The sequence below is a fragment of the Acinetobacter junii genome, from assembly GCF_018336855.1.
GTDB lineage: Bacteria > Pseudomonadota > Gammaproteobacteria > Pseudomonadales > Moraxellaceae > Acinetobacter > Acinetobacter junii.
In genome coordinates this window covers 730,712-753,692 of record NZ_CP059558.1, presented here as the reverse complement: position 1 = coordinate 753,692, position 22,981 = coordinate 730,712, and the positions used below count along the sequence as shown (strand labels likewise).

Here is a 22,981-nt window from a genome sequence, read left to right as displayed (position 1 = left end):
AATGAATAAAATCCTCATATCAGCTTTGATCAGTACAAGTTTTCTTAGTCTTACAACATTTGCCGCTATCCCTCCCCAAACTTCAATCCAAGCACAAAAACAAGTCTCTGGTTATTACCAATATCAAGCTGGTGACGTACAAATCACAGCCCTGCTCGATGGTACAAACTTTATGTCGCCAAACTTGTTTAAAGACATACCGCAACAACAAGTCCAAGAAATCTTAAAAAAATACTATGCAGATCAAGAGAAAGGCGTACAAACTTCAGTGAATGCGTTCCTCGTCAATACAGGGAAATCACTAGTTTTAGTCGATAGCGGTGCAGCCAGTTGTTTTGGTGCTCATTTAGGTTCAGTTTTAACTAACCTAAAAGCATCAGGCTATCAACCTGAACAAGTCGATACCATTCTACTCACACATCTACATCCCGACCATGTCTGTGGTATCAGTAAAGATGGTGTTGCAAATTTCCCTAATGCGACAGTCTATGTATCAGATGATGAAGCAAAATATTGGTTAGATCCGAAACAAGCAGCAAAACTACCGAAAGAAAAACAAGCCAATTACACAGGTACGGTTGAGAAAATTAAACAAGCGATTACACCTTACCAAGCCAAGCAACGCTTTAAAACCTATAAACTCGGTGATGACATTCAAGGTTTTAAAGTTATTAACACGGCAGGACATACACCAGGGCATTTTAGCTATGAGCTAAAAAGCAAAGGTGAAAGCATCGTGTTTATTGGAGATATTGTTCATTCACACACTGTTCAGTTTGATCGACCTGAAACTGCTATTGAGTATGATATTGACCCGAAAAAAGCCGTTGAAACTCGCTTAAAGCAATTTGCAAATTTTGCTAAAAATGGTCAAACAATTGCTGCACCACATTTACCATTTCCGGGTATTGGGCATATTTATTCAGCTGATGGAAAAAGCTATCAATGGATTCCGATCCATTTTAAAGATTAAGTGGAATAAGCAGAATTTAACCTATAAAAAAGCGACCTTGTTGGTCGCTCTTTTTTATTACTTCATTCCAAAGATCAACTTCAATCCAAGCAAGGTCATGACACCACCTGCGATACGATCAAAAACAGCTTTAGATTTTAAATAAACTTTACGTGGTCCTTCTGCTGACAATGCAACAGCCACTAGAGAATACCAACCTGCATCAATAAAGAAACACAAAACTGGCAACACCACATAGAAATAAGTTGGAATTTCTTTAGGTAATAAAGCAGTAAAAATACTGGCAAGCACGATCGCAATTTTAGGATTACTCAACTGCGTGATGAGACCTAAACGAAAAGCTTGTGCATAGCTCATGTTATGAACAGCACCTTCAGTTGATGCCATTGGTTCTTTGGCATGTTTAATAATTTTATAAGCGAGCCAAAGTAAATACAGACCACCAAAGATTTTTAAAGCCAAATATGCTGAAGGCACTGCTAGTAAGATCGCCTGTAATCCCATCACAGCTAGAAAACCAAACAACGCGGCACCCGTACCTGTACCAAGCGCAGTAAATAAACCATGTTTACGTGAAATCGCAATCGAGTTTTTTGCAACATAAATAAATGTCGGACCAGGGCTAATCGCACCCAACATCAATGCCAATGTAATCGAGCCTAAAATCAATATTGATTCCAAGATAAACCTCAAAATTAGAATAATTTTCTAGCAAATATTTTATGCGAAAAAGGCTCATACAAGATACTATTTTTTTACAAACCACAGTGCATAGATAAAATCTTACAATTCAATAAATTAATTAAAAACAATAATAAAAATTAAATAACTTATATAAAAAACTGTCTAAAATACAGAGCTAAGATGAGCTATTAAATAAAATACCAATCATCTACATTTCTTATTTAGCCAGCTAAAAGATTAAGTATTTACTCCACTATTTCACTATTTTAAATAATAAAAATCACCTTATAGATTCATTAAGCATTGTTAATTAGCCAAAACCGATCAGACTCGCTGCCACATTGATTGCAACCGCCAAAATCACTGTATTAAAAATAAAAGCTAAAACACAATGAAAAATATTCAGATGTCTAAGCTGTGAGCTGGTAATAGAAACATCTGCGGTTTGTGCAGAAGTGCCAATGATATAGCTGAAATAGACAAAATCGAGATAATCAGGTTGATCTGTTTTTGGAAAATCCAATCCCCCATCGACTTGACGGCTTTTCGCAAGATAATAGTCATGTGCATAATGAATAGCGAACAAGGTATGCAGTAATAGCCACGATGAGAAAATAGTTCCTATCGTTAGCAAGATCAGAATCGTTTTAATGATTGCTTGATCTTTGGGAACATGACTGAGTTGCACAGCAATCGAAATAAAACAAACAACAATTGCGATTAAAGCAACCGTAAGTATCATCCACTTCCCTTCATCTTGTTGCTTTGCCCGTTCTAAGATGTGTTCTGGATCTAAACGCCACATCATCTTTAGAATCATAAACAAATATAGCCAGATTGCAGTATTCCAGCCAATTTGTAGCCGTGTCGCCCAATGCCATGAGCTGAATGTTTGCAGCACAAAAAAGATAACGAAGCCCAAAGCAAAAGTTGCGGATAAGTATGGACGATGTTTTAAACCACGAAAAAATCGATGCATAAAGGCTTGCATATAAAACCTACCTTAAAATTTTCAAAATCAAATTGTTTTATTTTTTAATACGATAAGTTTGTTGCTACACAAACCAATTTACCCCTATTACTCAATATAAACAAATCAGATATCGATCGTTTATTTACATCGGACAGGTTTGTCCGTTAAATAACTCTTATCCAATTTATACCTAGCAAGTTCAATAATGAATAAACGTGTTCAACAAGCTGCTCATAACCGCGAGGAATTGCTTCATGCAGCAGAAGAGGTATTTCGGGCTCAAGGTGTACATGTGCCATTACAAGCGATTATTGATCATGCAGGCGTAGGACGAGCAACCTTTTATCGTAATTTCGCTGATCGTAAAGCACTCATGTTTGCCCTACTTGATCAAGCGATGATGCGCTTAGAACAGAGAGCATCCGCTCTACTCGAATATAATGATGGTTTTATTCGTTTGATTGAAGGGCATATTGAACAACTCCCTCATCTGATCGTACTGATTGATTACTGGCGTATCATTGATCGCCAAGACCCAATCATGCTAAACATTTATGAGCGACGAGATAAAGCATTACAACCTTTAATTGATAAAGCCATAGAACATCAATTATGTCGCCCTGATCTGACCCCACAAGACTTTGGCATGATTACGGCGATCTTAGGCTCTTCGTTTCAAGGGCATCCTGCTTCTGATCAAGTACGACTGGCAAAACGCGCAATAGAATTATTATTAAACGGCATCAAAATTTAGTTCGAGGAATAATATGGATAACAGCCCTCGCTATCTTGAAACTCCACCCGATTGGTCAGCCGATGAACGCCCTACGCTTCCCGGCTCTCCTGCGGCTATCGCACATGCAAAGCCAAAACGTTTTGCATATTTCTTTATTGGGCTATTTATTTGTATTGCTGCCAGTTTAAGTAATGGTTTTATTGTCGCTAATTTACCAATTTTCCAAGGTGAGTATGGTCTCACACCATCACAAGCAGCTTGGTTACCTGCTGCTTATGTGATGGCAAATGTCAGTTCAAATTTGATCCTATTTAAAGCTCGGCAACAGTATGGCTTAAGGCTATTTTCAGAAATTGGATTATTAGTATTCATCGGTGTATTGGTCTTACACATCTTTGTCAAAACCTATGAAATGGCTTTATTTGTCCGTTTTATTGCAGGTTTAGCCGCTGCTCCACTTAGCTCATTGGGTATGTATTACACCATGCAAGCTTTTGGTAAAGCAGATATGGCAAAAGGGATTTATTTGGCTTTCGGCTTTCAGCAACTCGGTTTGCCTTTGGCTTGGATTATCTCGCCGTTTTTACTAAGCGCCAATCAATGGGATGTGATTTATACCTTTGAACTGGGTTTGGCAATTTGTTGTTTTGCAATGGTGGTAGCTTTAAAACTGCCTCGAAGTATGCGTCTCGCGGTTTTTGAGAAACAAGACTTCTTTACCTTTGCACTGCTCGCTCCAGGTTTCGCCTGCCTGTGTATCGTGTTAACACAAGGGCCTATTCACTGGTGGTTTGATAGCCCTTGGTTAGCCTATACCTTGATCGTCGGTTTTTGTTTAATTGTGTTTGGTTTGACTTATGAACATTATCGTCGCAATCCACTGATCATGACACGTTGGTTGGCGACAGGCGATCTTTTGAGTTTCATCGTCAGTGCCTTTGCGCTCAGACTATTAATGTCTGAACAAAGCTACGCTGCGGTCAATTTTCTAAAAACTGTTGGTATGGGTCCTGATCAATTTGTTCCGCTTTATGTGGTTATTTTCTGTGGAACGATTGCAGGTTCAGTATTTAGTGCGCTGACATTTCATCGTGATCGCTTAATTTTAAATTTATTTCTGGCTGAAGTTTTAATTCTGATCGCCTGTGCTTTGGATTATCACCTGACCAGTGATGTACGACCTGCAAACTTTTATCGAAGCCAGTTCTTGGTGAGTTTTGCAGGGGGCGTATTTATTGGTCCACTGCTATTGATGGGTTTTATGCGTACCTTACAACGTGGTCCTCAATATGTCGTGACCTTTATTGTATTGTTCTCAGCCACACAAAACTTTGGTGGTTTAGTCGGTTCATCATTTTTCAATACCTATCAGCAACGCCACACTTATGATTATAAAGTTGAGATTAGTAGCAATCTCGATCCTACCGATCCCCTTGTCGCACAGCGTTTGCAAAGTTATCAACATAGTTCAATGCTCACAACGAATGACCCTGTTTTACAAAACAATCAAGCCCTACAGAATTTAAATAAGGTGGTGACTCGTGAAGCTCAGGTTCGTGCCTACAACGATGTGATTGCATTAAATGGCATCTTTGCCATTATTTTGCTGCTTTGGGGCTTATTTAAATATGCTCGGAATAAGTACAAAACCCGTAGAAGCTTGCAAACAGCAAATTAACTTTTATTGTATTTGATTGAGAAAAAATTATGTCTGAACAAGAGAAACCTGAAAGCTCCAAGATCGAAAACGCTGAGCAGAATAATCATGCTCAGTCTGACAAAGCAGTTGAGTCCGTGCCAAAAATGCCACCACCGCCTCCACCTACAACCAGTAAATTGATTAAAACCAAACGCTCTACCTTATGGTGGATGCTTTTAGTATTAATTGTGGGGATTACCATTATTTTATGGGCGTGGCGAATTGGTCCATTTCATACGGCGATTGAGCAAACTGACAACAGCTATGTGAAAGGCAAAACTACCATTCTTTCCTCACAGATTAATGGCTATATCAAGGATGTATTGGTCAAGGACTTTGATCAGGTCAAACAAGGTCAGGTGTTGATGCATATTGATGCAACCACCTATGATCAAAAAGTCACGCAGGCTGTCTCAGGTGTAGAACAAGCAGAAAATAGTCTAGCCAATCAAACTCAAGCCATCGCCCAACGCCAAGCTGATGTGGTTGCAGCGCAAGCCAAACTTGATCAAGTCAAAGCGCAATACGACTTATCCATCGCACAACTTAAACGCTATCAACAACTTGGAGATAGCGGTGCAGCATCAAAATCTGAACAAGATAAAGCGGCTGCGGATGTACAAAATAATCTAGCTTTGCTCAAACAAGCGCAGGCGAATATCCTCGTTGCACAAGAAGCATTAAAAACGGCACAAGTCGCTCAAGCTGGACTAAAAGCACAAGTGAATAGCGCACAAGCGCAATTAGATCAAGCCAATACCACAAAGGATTACAGCACGATTGTTGCGCCACTAGATGGTCAACTCGGTGAGGTCAATCCACGAGTAGGTCAATACGTGGCGGCAGGAACACAATTATTGTATTTAATCCCGAAACAAACATGGGTGATTGCGAACTTTAAAGAAACGCAAATTGCCAATATGAAAATTGGGCAAAAAGCGAATTTTACTGTGGATGCCATGAATCATCAGAAATTCACAGGACATGTAGAGCAAATTTCCCCTGCGGCTGGTTCCGAATTTAGCGTACTAAAACCTGATAATGCCACAGGTAACTTTACTAAAGTGGTGCAACGGATTGCAGTGCGTATTGCGATAGATCCAAACCAAAAAGGCATCGAAAATTTACGTCCTGGTATGTCCGTGATTAGCTCTGTAGATACCGACTCTTAAGGCAGCACTGACATTCTCAATCAAATACATTTACAATGTGATCAAATCCGATTTTTAGTTTATTCCAATGTTTGATCACATTGCTTTTCCAACTCCTTATCAAACATTAGACCTTCCCTTTCCTGTGCAATTGACAGTGAAACGTCTTGATCTCATTCACCCTCAGATTTCAGGGAATAAATTTTTTAAACTGAAATACAATCTACTCGAAGCTAAGCAACAAAATTTGAATCAAGTACTGACCTTTGGCGGGGCCTACTCCAACCACATCGCTGCAACAGCTTATGCAGCTCATTATTTTGGTTTCCAAAGTATTGGCGTCATCCGTGGTGAAGAATTAGCAAAGCAAGCATTCAATCCAACCCTGCAAACTGCACAAGATTTTGGTATGCAACTGCATTTTGTCAGTCGAGCTGAATACCGACTTCGCCATGAACTTGAGTATTTACAACAATTAAAACAGCGTTATCCAAATACCTTGATTATTCCAGAAGGCGGGACTAATCAACTTGCGATACAAGGTACGAAAGAAATTCTGTCTGCTGATGATCGAGAAAATTATGATTTGATTTGTTGTGCTGTTGGTACAGGTGGCACGATTGCAGGGATCATCAAAAGTAGTTCAGATCAGCAACATATTTTAGGCTTTTCGGCACTTAAAGGTGATTTTCTCAAGCACGATATTCAACAATGGACCAATAAAACCAACTGGTCTTTAACAGATGAATATTGTTGTGGTGGTTATGCCAAAACCAATTCTGAACTGCTGCAATTTATGCAGCAATTCGAACAACAATATGCTGTTCCACTAGAGCAGGTCTACACAGCTAAAATGATGATGGGATTATTTGATTTAATTCAACAAGGGCACTTCCCTGTGAATACGAGAATCTTAGCGATTCATACAGGTGGGCTACAAGGACGCATAAAATAAAAGTCACCCTGAAGTGACTTTTTGATCTACTGATTCTAACGGCTTAAAACCATCCATCACCGATTGGTTTATTATCCATAAACACCACAAGACCTTTTACGATGCGATAAATAAACCAAATCGACACCGCAAACAAGATTGGAATGCCGATGAGGACAAATGACAGTACGAAACCAATCACAGCACCAATTAACGTGAACCAAAAGGTTTTGATTTGCCATTCAAAATGGCTCGCCAACCACGTACCTTGTACTTCATTACGTTTCATATAGTTCATGATGACAGCTGCAATACTGGTCAAACCCACAAAAATACTGGCTGCATATAAACCATAGGCAATTAAAGTATATTGTCTTAGTTGATCTTGGTTGTTCGGCTGAATATCGTTTAAAAATGTTTTATCGTTCATTATTTTTTACCCCTCTATAGAATTCAACTTTATAGCATGCCTTGATTTTAAAGGCATATTTTTTAATCAAACAATCGACATACTCAAAAGGCTTTAAATCTTCTATAATTGCCCGCTTTTCGTATTCTATCGAGTAATGCTCATGGTTCATCAAGTTGATGTGGTTGTTTTAGGTGCAGGTGCATCGGGCTTGATGTTAGCTGCTGAAGCAGGCAAACGTGGACGTTCAGTCGTCGTACTTGAAAAAGCCAATAAAGTCGGTAAAAAAATTCTGATGTCAGGTGGTGGTAAATGCAACTTCACCAATTTAGAAGTGGAGCCTTCCAACTATCTTTCAGAAAATCCTCATTTTGTGATTTCAGCCTTAACCCGTTATACCAATTGGGATTTTATTGGTTTGGTCTGTGAATATGGCATTGAATACGAAGAACGTAAACATGGTCAGCTCTTCACGTTGAAAGGCTCTAAAGAAATTCTTGAATTGTTACTTTCAGAATGTAGCAAATCAAAGCACGTTGAAATTCAAACACACTGCGAAGTTGAACAGGTAAAAAATAAAGCAGATTCAGGTTTTATTATTGAAACCAATCAAGGCACTTATCACTGTGAGTCGTTAGTGGTTGCCACTGGTGGTTTATCGATTCCAACATTAGGCGGTTCAGGTTTTGGCTATGAACTGGCAAAGCAGTTCGGACATCATGTATTTCCAACCCGTGCTGGTCTTGTTCCCTTTACTTTTTCGGATCAGTTTAAAGAAGTAACCACTCGCTTAAGTGGTAATGCATTAGATGTAACCTTGATCAACGATCGTCATCAATTTACTGAAGCACTTTTATTTACCCATCGCGGTTTAAGTGGTCCAAGCTCCTTGCAACTATCCAATTACTGGCATGTTGGAGAAAGTTTTAAAATAGACTTTTTCCCAAGCCAAGATTTATTGGATTTTTTCAAAGCCAAGAAAAAATTACAACCTAAAGTTCTACTCAGAACTTTACTGAATGAGTTCACTGCAAAAAGTATCATTGTTGAGTTACAGCAACTCATTTGGGCGGATCACAGTGAAACTGCGATTGGCAATATCAGTGATGCTCAACTTGAGCACATTGCAACACAACTACATGCTTATGCTGTAAAACCTTCAGGAACTGAGGGATATCGAACTGCAGAAGTGACTCTCGGTGGTGTAGATACCAGTGAGGTATCCTCCAAAACCATGGAAAGTAAAAAACAAAAAGGCTTGTACTTTATTGGAGAGGTTCTCGATGTAACAGGTCATCTTGGGGGATATAACTTCCAATGGGCGTGGTCATCAGCACAAGCCGCTGCTCAATTCGTCTAGAAAATTCAAATTGAGCAGATCATTTGATGAACTAAGAGTGATGCTCAGGAGAATTCGCTGCTTCAACAGAAGAGGATTGCGAGCTATTTGATGTTGATTTTTCTTTGCTCGTGCCAGACTTTGCGATTACGAATTTATATGCACTTGCCAAAAATCCTACGGTGATTCCAGCAATAATAATCGGTGCAAATACGCGGTTAGGCTTCTTCATTTAATTCTCCTATAGACTTTTTATTTATTGAAAAAACAAAACGACCACCCTGTTAAGAGTGGTCGAATTGATCAAAAAAATCAAAGATTATTTTTTCTATTCATCTGAATATGGAGATGAAGGAGGAGTTGGATTGTTATTGGTACTGATTGTAGGTTGATTTTGATGAATTGGATTTGGTTGCTTAGCTTCGGTTTTTGCTTTATCCAATAAATCTGTCAATAAACGTTCAGCAGGTTGACGACCGCCTAAACCAAATGCCAATGCAAAAGCAACTGCAACAGAACCCAACGTCAAACCAAATGCCAAGTTAACGATCGAATCGGCAATACCCATTGCTTTTAGACCCATCGCAATAACTAAGCCCATGATCAAAATGCGAACTAGATTACCTAACCAACGTGAGCTGTTGTATTCACCACGTTGCACGACATTCGCAACCACATTTGCAAGCCAAAAACCGATTACCAAGATCACAGCACCGAGTAAAATGTCTGCACCGAATTGGATAAACATGGCAATCAAGCCACTCACCTGTTCTAAACCTAAGCGATTCGCTGCTTCAGAAACAGCAAATAACATAGTAAAGAACACGATCAAATAGCCAACAATATCAGAAACACGTGTTTGTCCAAGAAAACGTTGTACATCAAGTTTCATCGGAACTTCGTCAACACCAGCACCAGATATTAATTCAGCGACCAAACGTCCAACGAATCTCGATACCACATAAGCCACGATTAAAATCAATCCAGCCGCGATAATTTGTGGAATTGCATGCATGATTTCATTCAACATCGCTGTTGCTGGTTGTGAAATTGCTTCAACACCCAATGCTTCAAATGCCACAATTAATGCTGTGATGATAATAATTGCAAATACAAATGAACCTAAGAACTTAGAAACACTTGAATTTTTAAATAATCCGATCTTTTCTGCTTGAGCCTGTAAACCTAAGCTATTGGTTAAGCCCTCAACAATACCACGAACGATTTTCGCTAAAATATAACCAACAAAAATGATTACGCCTGTAATGAATAGATTCGGTAAGAATGCAATTGCTTCATTTACCATATTCTGCACAGGAACAAGTAGCCCAGTTAAACCGAGAATAGATAAAACAATCGGCAAGAATAATAATAAAACTAACCAATAAAAGATCTCAGCAATATTACTGCTCAGTGAACTAACACCAACTTCACTACTTAACTTATCGTCTAACTGAGTTTTGGATAATACATTGGTCAAGCCTACACGCACCAAACGTGCAACAATCCAACCAATAAATCCGACCGCAACAGCAGCCAACAGATTTGGAATATAAGCCAGTACACGACCAACCATATTGCTAAATGGATCGCTTACACCACTAATATTTAAGACATTTAATGCACCAACAACGGCCAAAATCATCACAAACCAAAATACAAGTTTGGAAATAAGACTCTCTATATTGGGCGCTCTACCAGTCGCCGATGACAATTTATGATTGGTATCAAATTTTTGTAATAACTTTTTCACGCCTGCTGCAATCACTAGGGCAATAATCCAACCCACCAGTAGAATAACAATTGCGGCTAATATTGGCTGAAATTGATCCCAATAATACATTGCATCAAATCCCCCTCTTTGGGATGGATCACTAAAAATTTCATTCATGTCTTGTTATCCTTTTATGTGTTTTTTAAGTCAAATACAGCTACCCATACTCATTCTGTTAAGAGAAAATCACGAATGGATAGCTAAACCATAATTTTTGTTTAATTCTCAATCAACGAACAGCATCACTAATACAACAAAAATTACGCATAATTTTGCAAAAAAGCCCATTAGTTCACACCAATGAGCTCGTTAAATCGATTAGGTTTGGTCTAAGATAGATTGCTTACGCATTTAAAAGGACCGAGTGCAACTGTGACATGATCACTTGTGCAGTAGGTTTATTCGAATGGTCTGCAACCATAAAAATTAACAATGCTAGCAAGAACAGCCCTACGATAATGAGCATATAGACTGGTAATTTCCTTTTCCTTGCTATTTCTTCTTTACTGGCCACATGAGGCTGTGGCTTACTAAAATCATGCATCATAGTTTGCCCTCATCCTTTTATTGCTTAGACCTTTATATTAGCAATGGACTGTGTTGCATTGTGTGACAAAGCTTCGCACTATCGTTGTTTTGTTTGCATAACTCTACTTTTTATTATTTGCATTCTTGTATAAAATATAGGCGGTTTAGAAAATGATAAAAATAAGCTATAATCCTCTGTCACATTTCTGTTCTGTTTTTAATTACTGTATGTCCTATAGCCAACAAAGTGTTTCTCTAGATTTAGACACTGATGTCACACATCAATGTTTTTTACATCACACACGCGATGAACATTTGATTGGTATTATCGAGTTCAATAAACCAAGCTATATTTTAAAATGGGGTGATCTAGAATATTTCCGTCGACGTACTGAAGAATTCTCGGTTATGCCCTTACCCGATTGCATTAATGCAATGATTATCGATATTCGGAATGTACAACCATTTCTCGATAATGAAGTTCCGATTTTACCTTGGCGCTTACTTGAAGAAGATTGCCCAGTTCGACTTGTTGTTCCCCATGATCGCTTAGAGCACTACACTGGACTTTTTGAGCCCACATGGCTGAATACAGATGTTGATACCGCAATTCAAGAAATCCGCGAATTTATGGATATGTTTGTTCACTAATAACATATCCATGCGTACATATTACCAATAGTTCTCTACAGCAATATTTCCCTCACCACGACGATTCATCGTCAGTCCACGTTGTTTTAATGCATCCTTAGTATCTTCTACCATTTGTGGATTACCACATAACATCACATGGCTAGTAGCAGGATTGAGTGATAGGCCAACCACTTTTTCTAGCTCACCATTTTCAATCAAAACAGGTAAACGGTCATGTAAGGTTGCATTTGGATCACGGGTAATTATAGGTACAAATTTGAACCCTGTATGCCCTTCACCAAAGCTCTCAGCAATCTCTTGTATACGATCTACATAAGCCAGTTCAGCTGTAGATCTCACACTATATATAAGATGAATATGCTGATATTTCGTCCACGTTTCAAAATCTTGGAGCATAGATAAAAAGGGAGCCAATCCAGTACCTGTGGCTAATAACCATAAATCATGAGCTAAAGGCAATTGATAGCGAGCTAAAGTTAGATACCCATACGCAGTTTTGTCTAGATATAACTCATCATCGACTTCAAGATGTTGAAGGTTTGAAGTAAACGCACCATCAGGTACAACGATAGAAAAGAATTCCAGATTTTCATCAAAAGGTGAAGAAACGACTGAATATGCACGAACCACCAATTCACCATTTACCATCAACCCAATACGAGCAAATTGACCTGCTGTAAATTTAAAATGGGCGGGTCTCGTCATCGTGAAACTAAAAAGATTGTGAGCCCAACGATGTACAGATAAAACCTTTTCTACGGTAAATTTTTCAATTGACATGATTTGAACGTGGCACGAAACAGTATGCTCATGTTAGCATGATCGAATATTTGATGGATACTCAAAACATTAAGGCTATATAACATGCGAATGACCTTACGCCAATTGGCTGTTTTTGTGGCGGTCGCTCAGGAAGGAACCGTAACCAAAGCCAGTGATGCTGTTAGACTTACTCAAAGTGCAGCAAGTATGGCTTTAGCTGATTTAGAAGATGGTCTTGGTGCGCCATTGTTCGATCGACTCGGCAAGCGTTTACAGCTTAATGATTTGGGACGCTTTTTATTGCCACAAGCATTAGAAATATTAGGTCGCTGTGAATCTTTTGAGCAAGCAGCCAAAGGTGAATTACAAAGTATTGACCTTAGATTGGGAGCAACGCTTACAATCAGCGACTACTTAATGCCTGATTTAATGGCTGATTTCTTACAAAAACACCCACAAGCACACTTACAATTACAAGTGGGTAATACTCGTCAAATGATTGAAGCAGTCAATCAATTCCAACTGGATTTAGCTTTAATTGAAGGTTCTTGTCATTTGCCACAATTACAGTGTATTCACTGGCGTGATGATGAATTAGCCGTTTGCTGTGCACCTTCACATCCTCTTGCTCAAATTCAACGTGCACTAAGCCCTGCTGACTTTCTAAATGTTGAATGGATTTTACGTGAAGAAGGCTCTGGTACACGTGAAGTTTTTGACAATGCAATTTTACAAGATGTTCCTGATGCGAATATTCGTTTGACCTTAGGTCATAACGAAGCAATTTTAAAAATTGTAGCGGGTGGGCTTGGGATGTCCTGTGTATCAAGATTGGCGATTGAGCCTTTAGCTGAAAAAGGTCAATTGGTCATCCTTGACACACCGTTCTGGCAACTGACAAGACCACTTTATATGCTGGTACACCGCCAAAAATATCAGGGGCCAGGATTAAAAGCCTTTCTACAATTTTGTGAAGATCAGATTTAAATCTGATCTTTTTAATTTACCATCTCGAATCATTCTCACACGGTTCACCATCATTATCACCATCCATTTTGGTATTAGGACAATTGCGCACAAAGAACTCTGCTTCTTCACGTGATCTCATTTGCGAACAATGTTGGCGTCCATCACATTTAAATTGAGTCTGATTCGCTGTCGATTGTTGTGATTGGTTATTCATGACAGGAACAGATGTCGAGGCTTGCAGAGCGTTTTCTGTCTTTTGAGATAATTTAATTTCTGGCAGCTCACCCAAAGCATCTCGTTGCTGTTGCACAATTTTCTTCTGCTCTGCAATCAGCTGTGCTGTTTTTAATTCTTTTGATTCTGCATACGACTGATATTTTTTAAAAACTAATGCTCCTAAAATTGCAATCACAATCAAGCCAATAATCATAAAAGTCATACCTTTATGATTTGCATGTTTTTGCTGTGAGACCGATTTATTTTGAGTAGATGAGTTGTTGGCATAGTTTGGATAATCAATATATGCTTGTTTTTGATCAAAGCGCACAATATTTGCAGCTTTAAACTTTCCATTATTATCTTCAACGATCAAAAATTTTAGTTTTTCACCAATTTTAGGTTCACCAGATGCTTTTGGAAAATCTTTGATATGGAAGAAAACATCAGTTTGATGACCATCTACCTTAATAAAGCCAAAACCTCTTTCTGTATCGTATTTTTTTATTTTTCCTTCAACAAACATTTTGCACTCAATTTTTCATGTTTTGGTTATTCTAATAAAAAAGAGACCCTAAAGCCTCTTTTCTCATGATATTTCAATAAAAGATTACTGTAATGATCAACGTCTTAAGTTTGATAACAATTCATTAGTAATCGACTTATTGTGATCCATGATTATGTTTTTCTTAGTTTTAGCGGGGTTAGGATCAACACGCTCAATTTTAATTGCTTTATATTTACCTTGATTTTCTACAACTGAAAATTTCACTTTTTCATTGCGCTTAGGTTCACCTTCAGCTGCAGGGTAATCTGAGATATGAAAAAAGATATCTTCACCATTCGATGCAATAAAACCAAATCCTTTCTCAGGATTATATTGCTTAATTTTCCCGTGGTAGAGCTCTTGCTTCATGACATTTATCCTACTTTACGATGATGCTCATCATACTATATAGAAAATAAAAAAGAGACTTTCTATTTCCCCTTTCAAATCACAGAAATAAAAAGCCTCTTTTTATATTTAAAAATTAATCTTTTTGCACACTTCCAAAGATTTTATCGCCTGCATCACCCAAACCAGGCACGATATAACCTTCTTCATTCAGGCCTTGATCAATTGAAGCCGTATAAATACGAACATCAGGATGTGCAGCTTCAACTTTTGCAATCCCTTCAGGAGCAGCAACCAAAATCATCACTCGAATATCTTTACAGCCACTTGCTTTCAATACATCAATTGCAGCAATCAATGAATTACCCGTTGCAAGCATAGGATCAATAATCATCGCCAAACGATTAGCGACATCTGGCACTAGCTTTTTATAGTAAGTGCGAACTTCTAAAGTTGCTTCGTCACGTTCTAAACCTAAAACACTCACCTTTGCACTTGGAATCAGGTTAAGTACACCTTCTAGCATTCCAATTCCTGCACGAAGAATCGGAACAATCGTGATTTTTTTCCCTGCAATACGTTGAGTTGTTACTTTCCCTGCCCACCCATCAATTTCGTGATCCACAACAGATAAGTCTTTCGTTGCTTCATACGTCAATAGCATCGTAACTTCTTGCGCTAATTCACGGAAGTTCTTAGTACTAATGTCAGAGCGACGAAGTAAACCAAGTTTATGGCGAATAAGCGGATGACGAATTTCTTGAATCGACACGAGTAAGTACCTAGCTAATATAAATATTCGCTTATTATAAAGTGTTTTTTTACTATTCAATAAAAAAGCCCCCAGTTTTGGAGGCTTTTTTGTACAAATCAGATTATCGGATGATTACTGTTGCTGAGATAACATGAAATGTAATGGAGAAAGAATCTCTGATTTCAATGCTAAATTGATCATTGGATCTGGATAGATACCTAAGAACAATACCAACAATGCAGCACCTAGTACCATGATCCCACCAACTTTAGTTCCCCAATGCGCATCAGCATCAATACGAGGAGTATCTGGTGAAGTCATGTACATCACAACCATGACACGCAAATAGTAGTACAAACCGATACCACTACCCACAACGATCATTGCAGCTAAGAACCAGTGTTGAGTTGTTACTGCAGCCATAACCACAAGGAACTTACCAATAAAGCCCGCTGTTAATGGGATACCAGCTAGCGATAACATCATCACGGTTAATGTTGCAGTCAAAATCGGACGACGCCAGAACAAACCACGGTAGTCAGCAAGACTTTGTGCTTCATCCACGTTGTTATAAGGGCTCGACATTAACGTAACTGCACCAAACGCACCGATTGTTGTAAGTACATAAGTAATCACATAAACCGTCACGCTACCAAGGCTCGCATAAGTCATGCTAATTAAAGCAATTAACAAATAACCAAAGTGAGCAATCGATGAATAACCAAGAATACGTTTCAAGTTTACTTGACGAACTGCAAGTAAGTTACCTACTAAAATTGACAATACAGCAATAATTGTAAGAACTGTTACCAGCGATTCAACTAGGATTGCACCTGACGCCAATAAGTAACGTACAAACAAACCGATCGTTGCTACTTTCGCAGCTGTCGCCAAGAATGTTGCCATCGGTGCTGGAGCACCTGCATACACATCAGGTGTCCATTTGTGGAATGGAGCAAGTGACAGTTTAAACGCAACAGCAAAGATGATTAAGCCTAAGCCCAATAACACCATTGGTTGTTTAATTGCAGTGAATAACGCTTGTACAGAATCATAGAATGATAATGAACCCGTATAAGCATAAATATACGCCATACCCATTAACAACATTGCAGATGCCGTCGCTGAAAGCACAAGATATTTAATCCCTGCTTCCAAAGATTGGCTGCGCTGATGGGTATATGCCAACATACCATATACTGGAATTGACATTAATTCTAAGCTGATAAAGAACGAAGCATAATGAGAGCTAGCAACCATCAACATCGCACCAGCTACTGAACACAGTAGCAAGATGTACAACTCTTCGCGATTGTCTTTATATGTCTCAATATAAGCATGTGACAAAGTACAACATGCCAAAGCTGCGATCAAAATCATGAATTGATAGAGCATGGTAAATGGATCAACCATAAACATGCCCATCACGTTTACAGGTGCATAGTGACCTGTATACGCAGTGTATGCGATAAAAATTGCAGCGAGGTTAAGCCCCACAACTGAAGTTGTTGCGATTAAATTATGATTACGTTTAATCGAAATCAATAACATCACAACAATTGCAGTCAACGCCACAATCATCACAGGGACGAGTGGCATAAGTTCAGAAAAAGAAAGTGTGAAGTTCATGGTTTATTGCATCTCCACATGCTCAAGTTGAGTTGCTGTCTGCTGAACAGTTTCAACAACTTCTTGTACTGGCATATAACTATTTACTAACCATTGCATGCTTGAATGCGATACATCCAAGAATGTTTGTGGGTAAATACCTAACCAAACCAAACCGATCACACAGATCATCAAGATAGTAACTTCACGTGCTGATAAATCTTTTAATGGGCTTGTATAGTGCTGCTGTTGCTCTGGATTTGGTGTACCAAACAATGCTTTATGAATCAAAATCAAACCATAAAGACCAGCAAACACCAAGCTTACTGCCGCAATAATCGTGAATACAGGATAAGCTTTGAATGAACCCATCAAGATCAGGAATTCACCAATAAAGTTACCTAAACCTGGTACACCCACAAGTGCAGCTACAAAGAACATTAAGAAAAATGGAAGGTACTGCAACTGACCGCGTAAACCACCCATTAAGCGTAAATCACGTGTATGTAAACGCTCATAAACCTGACCAGACATGATAAATAATGCAGCAGATGATAAGCCATGTGCCAACATCATGATCATAAGACCTTGGAATGTCAGGATATTACCTGCGTAAATAGCAAGTAAGATGAAACCCATGTGCGAAATAGACGTATACGCAAGCAAACGTTTCATATCTGTTTGCTGGTACGCTAAGAATGCACCGTAGAAAATACCAATCAAACCAAGAATGATCGCAATATCAGCAAATTGTGCTGATGCTGCTGGGAAGAATGGGATAACGAAACGAAGTAAACCATAGGCTGCTGTTTTAATCAAAATACCAGCTAAGTCCACAGAACCTGCAGTTGGTGCTTGTGCATGCGCATCGGGTAACCAACCATGTAATGGGAACACAGGTAATTTCACAGCAAAACCGATGAAGAAACATAGCATAAATGCATAAGCAACTTCAGGCGGTAAGTGGTTCGCCACAGCCAATAAATAGTTGTAATCGAAGCCAATCATACCTGTCATCATGTATCCATAAACCACAAGGCCTAAGATACCGATCAACATAATCAAACCAGCAATTTGCGTGTATAAGAAGAACTTGGTTGCAGCATAAACACGTGAACGACCATTCGAGCCTTTATGACCCCATAACGCAATCAAGAAGTAGATTGGTACGAGCATCATCTCCCAGAAGAAGAAGAACAAGAATAAGTCAATCGCCAAGAATACACCGATAACACCACCTAAACTCCACAGGAGGTTTAAGTGGAAGAAACCAACATTCTTTTGGATCTCACCCCATGAACAGCCAACCGCAAGTACACCAAGTAATGCAGTCAGTAATACCATGAGTAAAGATAAACCATCCACTGCCAAGTGAATGCTAATGCCTAGTGTCTGAATCCAAGGTAAATGGAACTCAGCCGCCCAAGTTGGAACTTTACCACCCAGCTCGTAACTAAATGTACCACTTTGCCAAAGTGCAATGCCTAAACCAAAGGTAATAAGCATACCAATTAAGGCAATCCAACGCGGTAATTGTTGGTCGAATTTATCAACCAACCAACAAATAAAACCAGCAATGAAAGGAACTAAAATCAGTGCGGGTAAAATTAAATTGTTTTCCATTTTATTTCCCCACAACCTGAATCACGATCAAGATCATCAATAGCACCACTACACCGAGTGACATGCTTGATGCGTATTCACGTAATGAACCAGTTTGACGCGAACTAGTAAAGGTATTACCACCTTTCACAATCGCAGGTAATACTAGCCATAAACCATCAACTGGATCACGACCTAAGATTTTCGCAATCAATAAATAAGGTTTGACGAATACGATGTCATACAAAGCATCAAAACCAAATGCTGTACGGCAAATATGTGCTAAACCAGCGCCCAATGATGTTTGAGCAAATGATTTAACAGCACCATATGCAAAGGCAAATAGGAAGATACCTACTGCTAAACCAGCAAGTGCAATACCACTCGCCAAATGTTCTGCATGCACAACAGCTTCATGTAAAGCTTCAGGGATAACAAAACTTGGAATACTTGCAGCAGTCAATAAATTTGCAACTGGTGCTTGCAAGAAGTAACCAATTCCTGTTGATAACACAGCAAGAATCGCAAGTGGTGCCCAATATGTCACACCATGAATTGCATGAGCGTGAGTTTTTTCTTCACCGAAGAATACGACCCAAATTAGACGGAACGTATAAATAGAAGTTAAGAACGCGCCCGCTACACCAACCCAATACAATGTGTTGTAAAGTGGAATGTTTGCAATTGTAGACTGTGCATATACTGCACCTAAGATGGCATCTTTAGAGAAGAAACCAACAGTTACGATTGGAAGTGCAGCCAATGCACCACCACCGATGACGAAACACCAAAATACGAATGGAATCTTTTTACGCAATCCACCCATTTTGAAAATGTTTTGTTCGTGATGACATGCAAGAATTACTGCACCCGAAGAAAGGAACAATAATGCTTTGAAGAATGCATGAGCCAACATGTGGAACAAACCAGCTTGGTAAGCTTCAGCACCTACAGCCATAAACATATACCCTAACTGACTCATAGTTGAGTAAGCCAAGATACGTTTGATGTCGGTTTGAACTAACGCTGCAAAACCAGCCACAAGCAATGTCACAGCACCTGTAATCGAGATGAACTGCATCACTTCTGGTGCCATTTCCATCACAGAGAACATACGGCAGCATAAATATACACCTGCTGTAACCATTGTCGCAGCATGGATCAATGCAGATACTGGTGTCGGACCTGCCATCGCATCAGCTAACCATGTTTGTAATGGAATTTGCGCTGATTTACCTGCTGCACCCAAGAACAACATTAATGCTGTCCAAATTGACAATGATGAGCTTTGCGTCATTACAGTCGCTGCATTTTCAACGATGTACTGAGTATTCAAAGTACCAAATTGTTGATAAAGCAAGAACAATGCGATGAGTAAGAATACGTCACCCACACGTGTTACTGTAAATGCTTTGATTGCCGCCCAACCATTTGCAGGATTAGAGTAATAGAAACCAATCAGTAAGTAAGAGCACAGCCCCACGCCTTCCCAACCTAAGAACAATAATGCTAAGTTATCACCAAGTACCAACAACAACATGCTGGCAACGAATAGGTTGAAATAAGAGAAGAAACGCGCGTAATCTTCTTCACCACGCATGTACCATGATGCAAAGATATGAATCAGAAAACCTACACCTGTGATCATGCCCGTCATTAATAATGACAAGCCATCAAGATGTAAGCTAATTCCTGGCTCAAAACCGCCAACACTGAACCAAGTCCATAAATGTTGAACAAAAACGGTTTGACCACTGCTCGTAAAAGCAAGACCAGCAATTAAAGCAAATAGAGCAGATAAACCAACTGAACCAACACCAATAATGGCAGCTACATTTTCAGAAAGTTTATTGCGCCCTGCCGCTAAAAGGATAAAACCAATGAGCGGGAATAAAACGGTTAAATATAATGTACTCATCCGCGCATCTCACTAGCAGCATCAACATCCAAGTGATGGAAGCGATGATAAAACTGAAGGACGATCGCAAGACCGATACACGCCTCGGCAGCAGCAAGTGTCAAAATTAAAATAAACATCACTTGACCATCTGGCTGAGACCAAACGCTACCTGCTAGGACAAATGCTAATGCAGCAGCATTCATCATGATTTCAAGGCTCATTAGCATAAATAATAGGTTGCGACGCACCATTACACCGTAAAAACCCAGTGCAAAAAGGATGGTTGCGACAATCAAACCATGTTCTAAAGGGATGTGTCCCATTATTCTTTATCCTCTTCTGCACTTGGTTCACGTTTGCCTAAGTGATATGCAGCAACTAGGGCTGCAAGCAACAACATCGCGGCAACTTCTACCAATAATAGATAGTGAGTAAATAACGCTTGACCTACGGCTTTAGGACCTACGATTTCTAAGCCCATTGGTGCAGAAATCGTGGTGTATTCACCGTTTAACATCCAAACAAGTGTCAAACCTAAGATAAAACTCAACATTGCAGGATATGCCCATGCATCTGAGGTTAACCATTTACTTTCTTGTTCAACTGTTTCTTGACCTAGGTTGAGCATCATCACAACGAAGACAAACAAAACCATGATCGCGCCTGCATAGACAATGATTTCAAGTGCAGCCGCAAACGGTGCACCCACAATCATGAAAATACCAGCAACAGCGAGCAATGAAACAATCAAGCTTAATAACGCATGTACAGGGTTCGTGTTAGTTACAACACGAACTGTCGAAACAATGGCCACAAGTGCCATCAAATAAAATGGCCACATCATGGTAATAAGCTCCGTACATCAACTGGTGCACTTTCTTTTTGTGCTTGGCCTTTGTCTTTACCTGTTACAGCCATACCTGTTACACGGTAGAAGTTATAATCAGGATATTTACCAGGACCTGAGATGAGTAAGTTTTCTTTCTCATAAACCAAATCTTGACGAACGTATTCAGCAAGTTCGAAATCAGGCGTCATTTGAATAGCAGTTGTAGGACATGCTTCTTCACACATACCGCAGAAAATGCAACGTGAGAAGTTAATACGGAAAAATTCTGGATACCAACGCCCATCTTCTTTTTCCGCTTTTTGCAATGAAATACAGCCTACTGGACAAGCAACCGCACAAAGGTTACATGCTACGCAACGCTCTTCACCATCAGGATCACGCGTCAAGATAATACGACCACGAAAGCGTGGAGGTACAATTTGTTCAGCTGGTACTTCTGGATATAAAATCGTGTCACGTTTACGCGTGGCATGGCTAAACACCATCCACAACGAACGTACAATCGATCCAAATCCAGCTAGAATTTTATACATTTTGTACTCCCTGCTGTCCTAGGCCTGATTCATCAGAATCACAGCACCAGTCACTAACAAGTTGACCAACGCCAATGGCAAACAAACTTTCCAACCAAAATTCATGACTTGGTCATAACGTGGACGCATTAAAGAACCACGCGCCAAGACAAACATCATTACAAAGAATGCTGTTTTAATTACGAACCAGAAAACTGGTGGAACAAATGGAATTTCTAAGTTAAATGGAGCTAACCATCCACCGAAGAATAAAGTGACGATCAAAGCTGAGATTAATACCACGTTGACATACTCTGCAACGAAGAACATCCCCCACTTCATACCACCATATTCAACATGGTAACCTTCAGCTAACTCTTGTTCAGCTTCTGGTTGGTCAAATGGATGACGGTGAGTCACTGCTACACCTGCAACCACGAAGATCAAGAAACCAATGAATTGTGGAATGATGAACCACATATCACGTTGTGCTTCAACAATCTCACGAAGGTTAAATGATCCCGCAATCGCAACCACACCCATTAATGAGATACCCAAGAACACTTCATAAGAAATGGTTTGAGCAGCAGAACGAAGACCACCAAGCAATGAGTATTTGTTGTTAGATGCCCAACCACCAAATAACACTGCATAGACTGCGATACCCGCCATTGCCATAAAGAACAACAGACCGATGCTCATATCAGCAACGCCCAAATATGGACTTACTGGGATAACCATAAATGAAAGTACCGCAGTTGCCATTGCAACTGCTGGTGCTAGACGGAAAGTCAATTTATCAGCAAACTTTGGTGTCCAGTCTTCCTTAAACATAATCTTGAGCATGTCAGCTACGATCTGGAACATACCTCCAGGACCGACACGGTTAGGACCATAACGATCTTGCCACAATGCCAAGAGACGACGTTCGATAAATGACATCAATGCAGCGATAAGAACCACAACCAACAAGATCACGATCGCTTGAATCACTGAATAAGCGATTGGCCAATTATCAGCCCAAAGTGGCGTTTGACGTATAATTTCTTGATTCATGAA

At 39.4% G+C, this 22,981-nt stretch carries 25 protein-coding genes; 8 read left to right on the top strand and 17 right to left on the bottom strand.

The window, feature by feature from the left end; translation table 11 throughout:
• The first annotated feature begins 1 nt into the window (after position 1).
• On the top strand, positions 2-973 hold the full coding sequence (locus H2677_RS03590; protein ID WP_212639155.1) for an MBL fold metallo-hydrolase: 972 nt from the start codon (positions 2-4) through the stop codon (positions 971-973).
• A gap of 57 nt (positions 974-1,030) precedes the next feature.
• On the opposite strand, the gene H2677_RS03585 is transcribed toward H2677_RS03590, so the two are convergent.
• Both H2677_RS03585 and H2677_RS03580 read right to left on the bottom strand, forming a co-directional pair.
• Positions 1,031-1,654, bottom strand: coding sequence for a LysE family translocator (locus H2677_RS03585; RefSeq protein WP_112987342.1), 624 nt, complete (start codon positions 1,652-1,654; stop codon positions 1,031-1,033).
• A 313-nt stretch (positions 1,655-1,967) separates the two neighbouring features.
• Complete coding sequence (locus tag H2677_RS03580; protein WP_099948170.1) at positions 1,968-2,648, bottom strand: DUF1345 domain-containing protein; 681 nt, start codon at positions 2,646-2,648, stop codon at positions 1,968-1,970.
• Positions 2,649-2,835: 187 nt separating this feature from the next.
• On the opposite strand from H2677_RS03580, the gene H2677_RS03575 reads away from it, so the two are divergent.
• From H2677_RS03575 to H2677_RS03560, 4 genes are all read left to right on the top strand, one after another.
• Entirely contained in the window at positions 2,836-3,384 is a 549-nt protein-coding gene (locus H2677_RS03575) for a TetR/AcrR family transcriptional regulator (protein WP_130575675.1), read from the top strand.
• A gap of 13 nt (positions 3,385-3,397) precedes the next feature.
• A complete protein-coding gene (locus H2677_RS03570; protein WP_212639154.1) occupies positions 3,398-5,044 on the top strand; it encodes an MFS transporter in 1,647 nt (548 codons plus the stop codon).
• A gap of 125 nt (positions 5,045-5,169) precedes the next feature.
• Complete coding sequence (locus tag H2677_RS03565; RefSeq protein ID WP_228301678.1) at positions 5,170-6,237, top strand: HlyD family secretion protein; 1,068 nt, start codon at positions 5,170-5,172, stop codon at positions 6,235-6,237.
• A gap of 67 nt (positions 6,238-6,304) precedes the next feature.
• Positions 6,305-7,171: a 1-aminocyclopropane-1-carboxylate deaminase/D-cysteine desulfhydrase gene (locus H2677_RS03560; RefSeq protein WP_212639152.1), complete on the top strand. Its 867-nt coding sequence runs from the start codon at positions 6,305-6,307 to the stop codon at positions 7,169-7,171.
• Positions 7,172-7,214: 43 nt separating this feature from the next.
• On the opposite strand, the gene H2677_RS03555 is transcribed toward H2677_RS03560, so the two are convergent.
• A complete protein-coding gene (locus H2677_RS03555) occupies positions 7,215-7,580 on the bottom strand; it encodes a DUF4870 family protein (protein WP_099948165.1) in 366 nt (121 codons plus the stop codon).
• Between the two features lie 142 nt (positions 7,581-7,722).
• Between H2677_RS03555 and H2677_RS03550 the strand changes: the two genes are divergently transcribed.
• Positions 7,723-8,919, top strand: coding sequence for a BaiN/RdsA family NAD(P)/FAD-dependent oxidoreductase (locus H2677_RS03550; protein WP_168154775.1), 1,197 nt, complete (start codon positions 7,723-7,725; stop codon positions 8,917-8,919).
• A gap of 31 nt (positions 8,920-8,950) precedes the next feature.
• Here the strand turns inward: H2677_RS03550 and H2677_RS03545 are convergent, their stop codons facing one another.
• The 3 genes from H2677_RS03545 to H2677_RS03535 all read right to left on the bottom strand — a co-directional run bounded on the left by H2677_RS03545 (position 8,951) and on the right by H2677_RS03535 (position 11,216).
• The gene (locus H2677_RS03545) at positions 8,951-9,130 is read right to left on the bottom strand and encodes a hypothetical protein (RefSeq protein WP_004914255.1); all 180 of its coding nucleotides are present in this window, start codon (positions 9,128-9,130) and stop codon (positions 8,951-8,953) included.
• Positions 9,131-9,226: 96 nt separating this feature from the next.
• Positions 9,227-10,789, bottom strand: a complete 1,563-nt coding sequence (locus tag H2677_RS03540; RefSeq protein WP_004952477.1) for a mechanosensitive ion channel — start codon at positions 10,787-10,789, stop codon at positions 9,227-9,229.
• Positions 10,790-11,015: 226 nt separating this feature from the next.
• Positions 11,016-11,216: a hypothetical protein gene (locus tag H2677_RS03535; RefSeq protein ID WP_026057418.1), complete on the bottom strand. Its 201-nt coding sequence runs from the start codon at positions 11,214-11,216 to the stop codon at positions 11,016-11,018.
• A gap of 212 nt (positions 11,217-11,428) precedes the next feature.
• On the opposite strand from H2677_RS03535, the gene H2677_RS03530 reads away from it, so the two are divergent.
• Positions 11,429-11,851 (top strand): hypothetical protein, encoded by a 423-nt coding sequence (locus H2677_RS03530; protein ID WP_005403158.1) that lies wholly within the window; start codon positions 11,429-11,431, stop codon positions 11,849-11,851.
• A 21-nt stretch (positions 11,852-11,872) separates the two neighbouring features.
• On the opposite strand, the gene H2677_RS03525 is transcribed toward H2677_RS03530, so the two are convergent.
• A complete protein-coding gene (locus H2677_RS03525; RefSeq protein ID WP_212639151.1) occupies positions 11,873-12,634 on the bottom strand; it encodes a ferredoxin--NADP reductase in 762 nt (253 codons plus the stop codon).
• An 84-nt stretch (positions 12,635-12,718) separates the two neighbouring features.
• On the opposite strand from H2677_RS03525, the gene gigC reads away from it, so the two are divergent.
• Positions 12,719-13,603: a LysR family transcriptional regulator GigC gene (gigC, locus tag H2677_RS03520; protein WP_004914268.1), complete on the top strand. Its 885-nt coding sequence runs from the start codon at positions 12,719-12,721 to the stop codon at positions 13,601-13,603.
• A 16-nt stretch (positions 13,604-13,619) separates the two neighbouring features.
• On the opposite strand, the gene H2677_RS03515 is transcribed toward gigC, so the two are convergent.
• From H2677_RS03515 to nuoH, 10 genes are all read right to left on the bottom strand, one after another.
• Positions 13,620-14,327 (bottom strand): cold shock domain-containing protein, encoded by a 708-nt coding sequence (locus H2677_RS03515; RefSeq protein ID WP_212639150.1) that lies wholly within the window; start codon positions 14,325-14,327, stop codon positions 13,620-13,622.
• A gap of 96 nt (positions 14,328-14,423) precedes the next feature.
• Positions 14,424-14,717 (bottom strand): cold shock domain-containing protein, encoded by a 294-nt coding sequence (locus tag H2677_RS03510; RefSeq protein WP_212639149.1) that lies wholly within the window; start codon positions 14,715-14,717, stop codon positions 14,424-14,426.
• 115 nt (positions 14,718-14,832) lie between these two features.
• Entirely contained in the window at positions 14,833-15,468 is a 636-nt protein-coding gene (gene upp, locus H2677_RS03505; RefSeq protein ID WP_004914278.1) for a uracil phosphoribosyltransferase, read from the bottom strand.
• 114 nt (positions 15,469-15,582) lie between these two features.
• Positions 15,583-17,079, bottom strand: a complete 1,497-nt coding sequence (gene nuoN / locus H2677_RS03500) for an NADH-quinone oxidoreductase subunit NuoN (protein WP_004914279.1) — start codon at positions 17,077-17,079, stop codon at positions 15,583-15,585.
• Between the two features lie 3 nt (positions 17,080-17,082).
• Positions 17,083-18,681 (bottom strand): NADH-quinone oxidoreductase subunit M, encoded by a 1,599-nt coding sequence (nuoM, locus tag H2677_RS03495; protein WP_004952461.1) that lies wholly within the window; start codon positions 18,679-18,681, stop codon positions 17,083-17,085.
• Between the two features lies 1 nt (position 18,682).
• The gene (gene nuoL / locus H2677_RS03490) at positions 18,683-20,578 is read right to left on the bottom strand and encodes an NADH-quinone oxidoreductase subunit L (protein WP_004914283.1); all 1,896 of its coding nucleotides are present in this window, start codon (positions 20,576-20,578) and stop codon (positions 18,683-18,685) included.
• A complete protein-coding gene (nuoK, locus tag H2677_RS03485; protein WP_004914285.1) occupies positions 20,575-20,883 on the bottom strand; it encodes an NADH-quinone oxidoreductase subunit NuoK in 309 nt (102 codons plus the stop codon). The genes nuoL and nuoK overlap by 4 nt, the downstream gene beginning before the upstream one ends.
• Positions 20,883-21,401 carry an NADH-quinone oxidoreductase subunit J gene (gene nuoJ, locus H2677_RS03480; RefSeq protein ID WP_171053817.1) on the bottom strand — a complete coding sequence of 173 codons (519 nt, stop codon included), beginning with the start codon at positions 21,399-21,401 and terminating at the stop codon, positions 20,883-20,885. The genes nuoK and nuoJ overlap by 1 nt, the downstream gene beginning before the upstream one ends.
• Entirely contained in the window at positions 21,401-21,943 is a 543-nt protein-coding gene (gene nuoI, locus H2677_RS03475; RefSeq protein ID WP_004914290.1) for an NADH-quinone oxidoreductase subunit NuoI, read from the bottom strand. Before nuoI ends, nuoJ begins: the two co-directional genes overlap by 1 nt.
• Before the next feature lie 18 nt (positions 21,944-21,961).
• Entirely contained in the window at positions 21,962-22,978 is a 1,017-nt protein-coding gene (gene nuoH, locus H2677_RS03470; protein WP_004952456.1) for an NADH-quinone oxidoreductase subunit NuoH, read from the bottom strand.
• Positions 22,979-22,981: the final 3 nt, after the last annotated feature.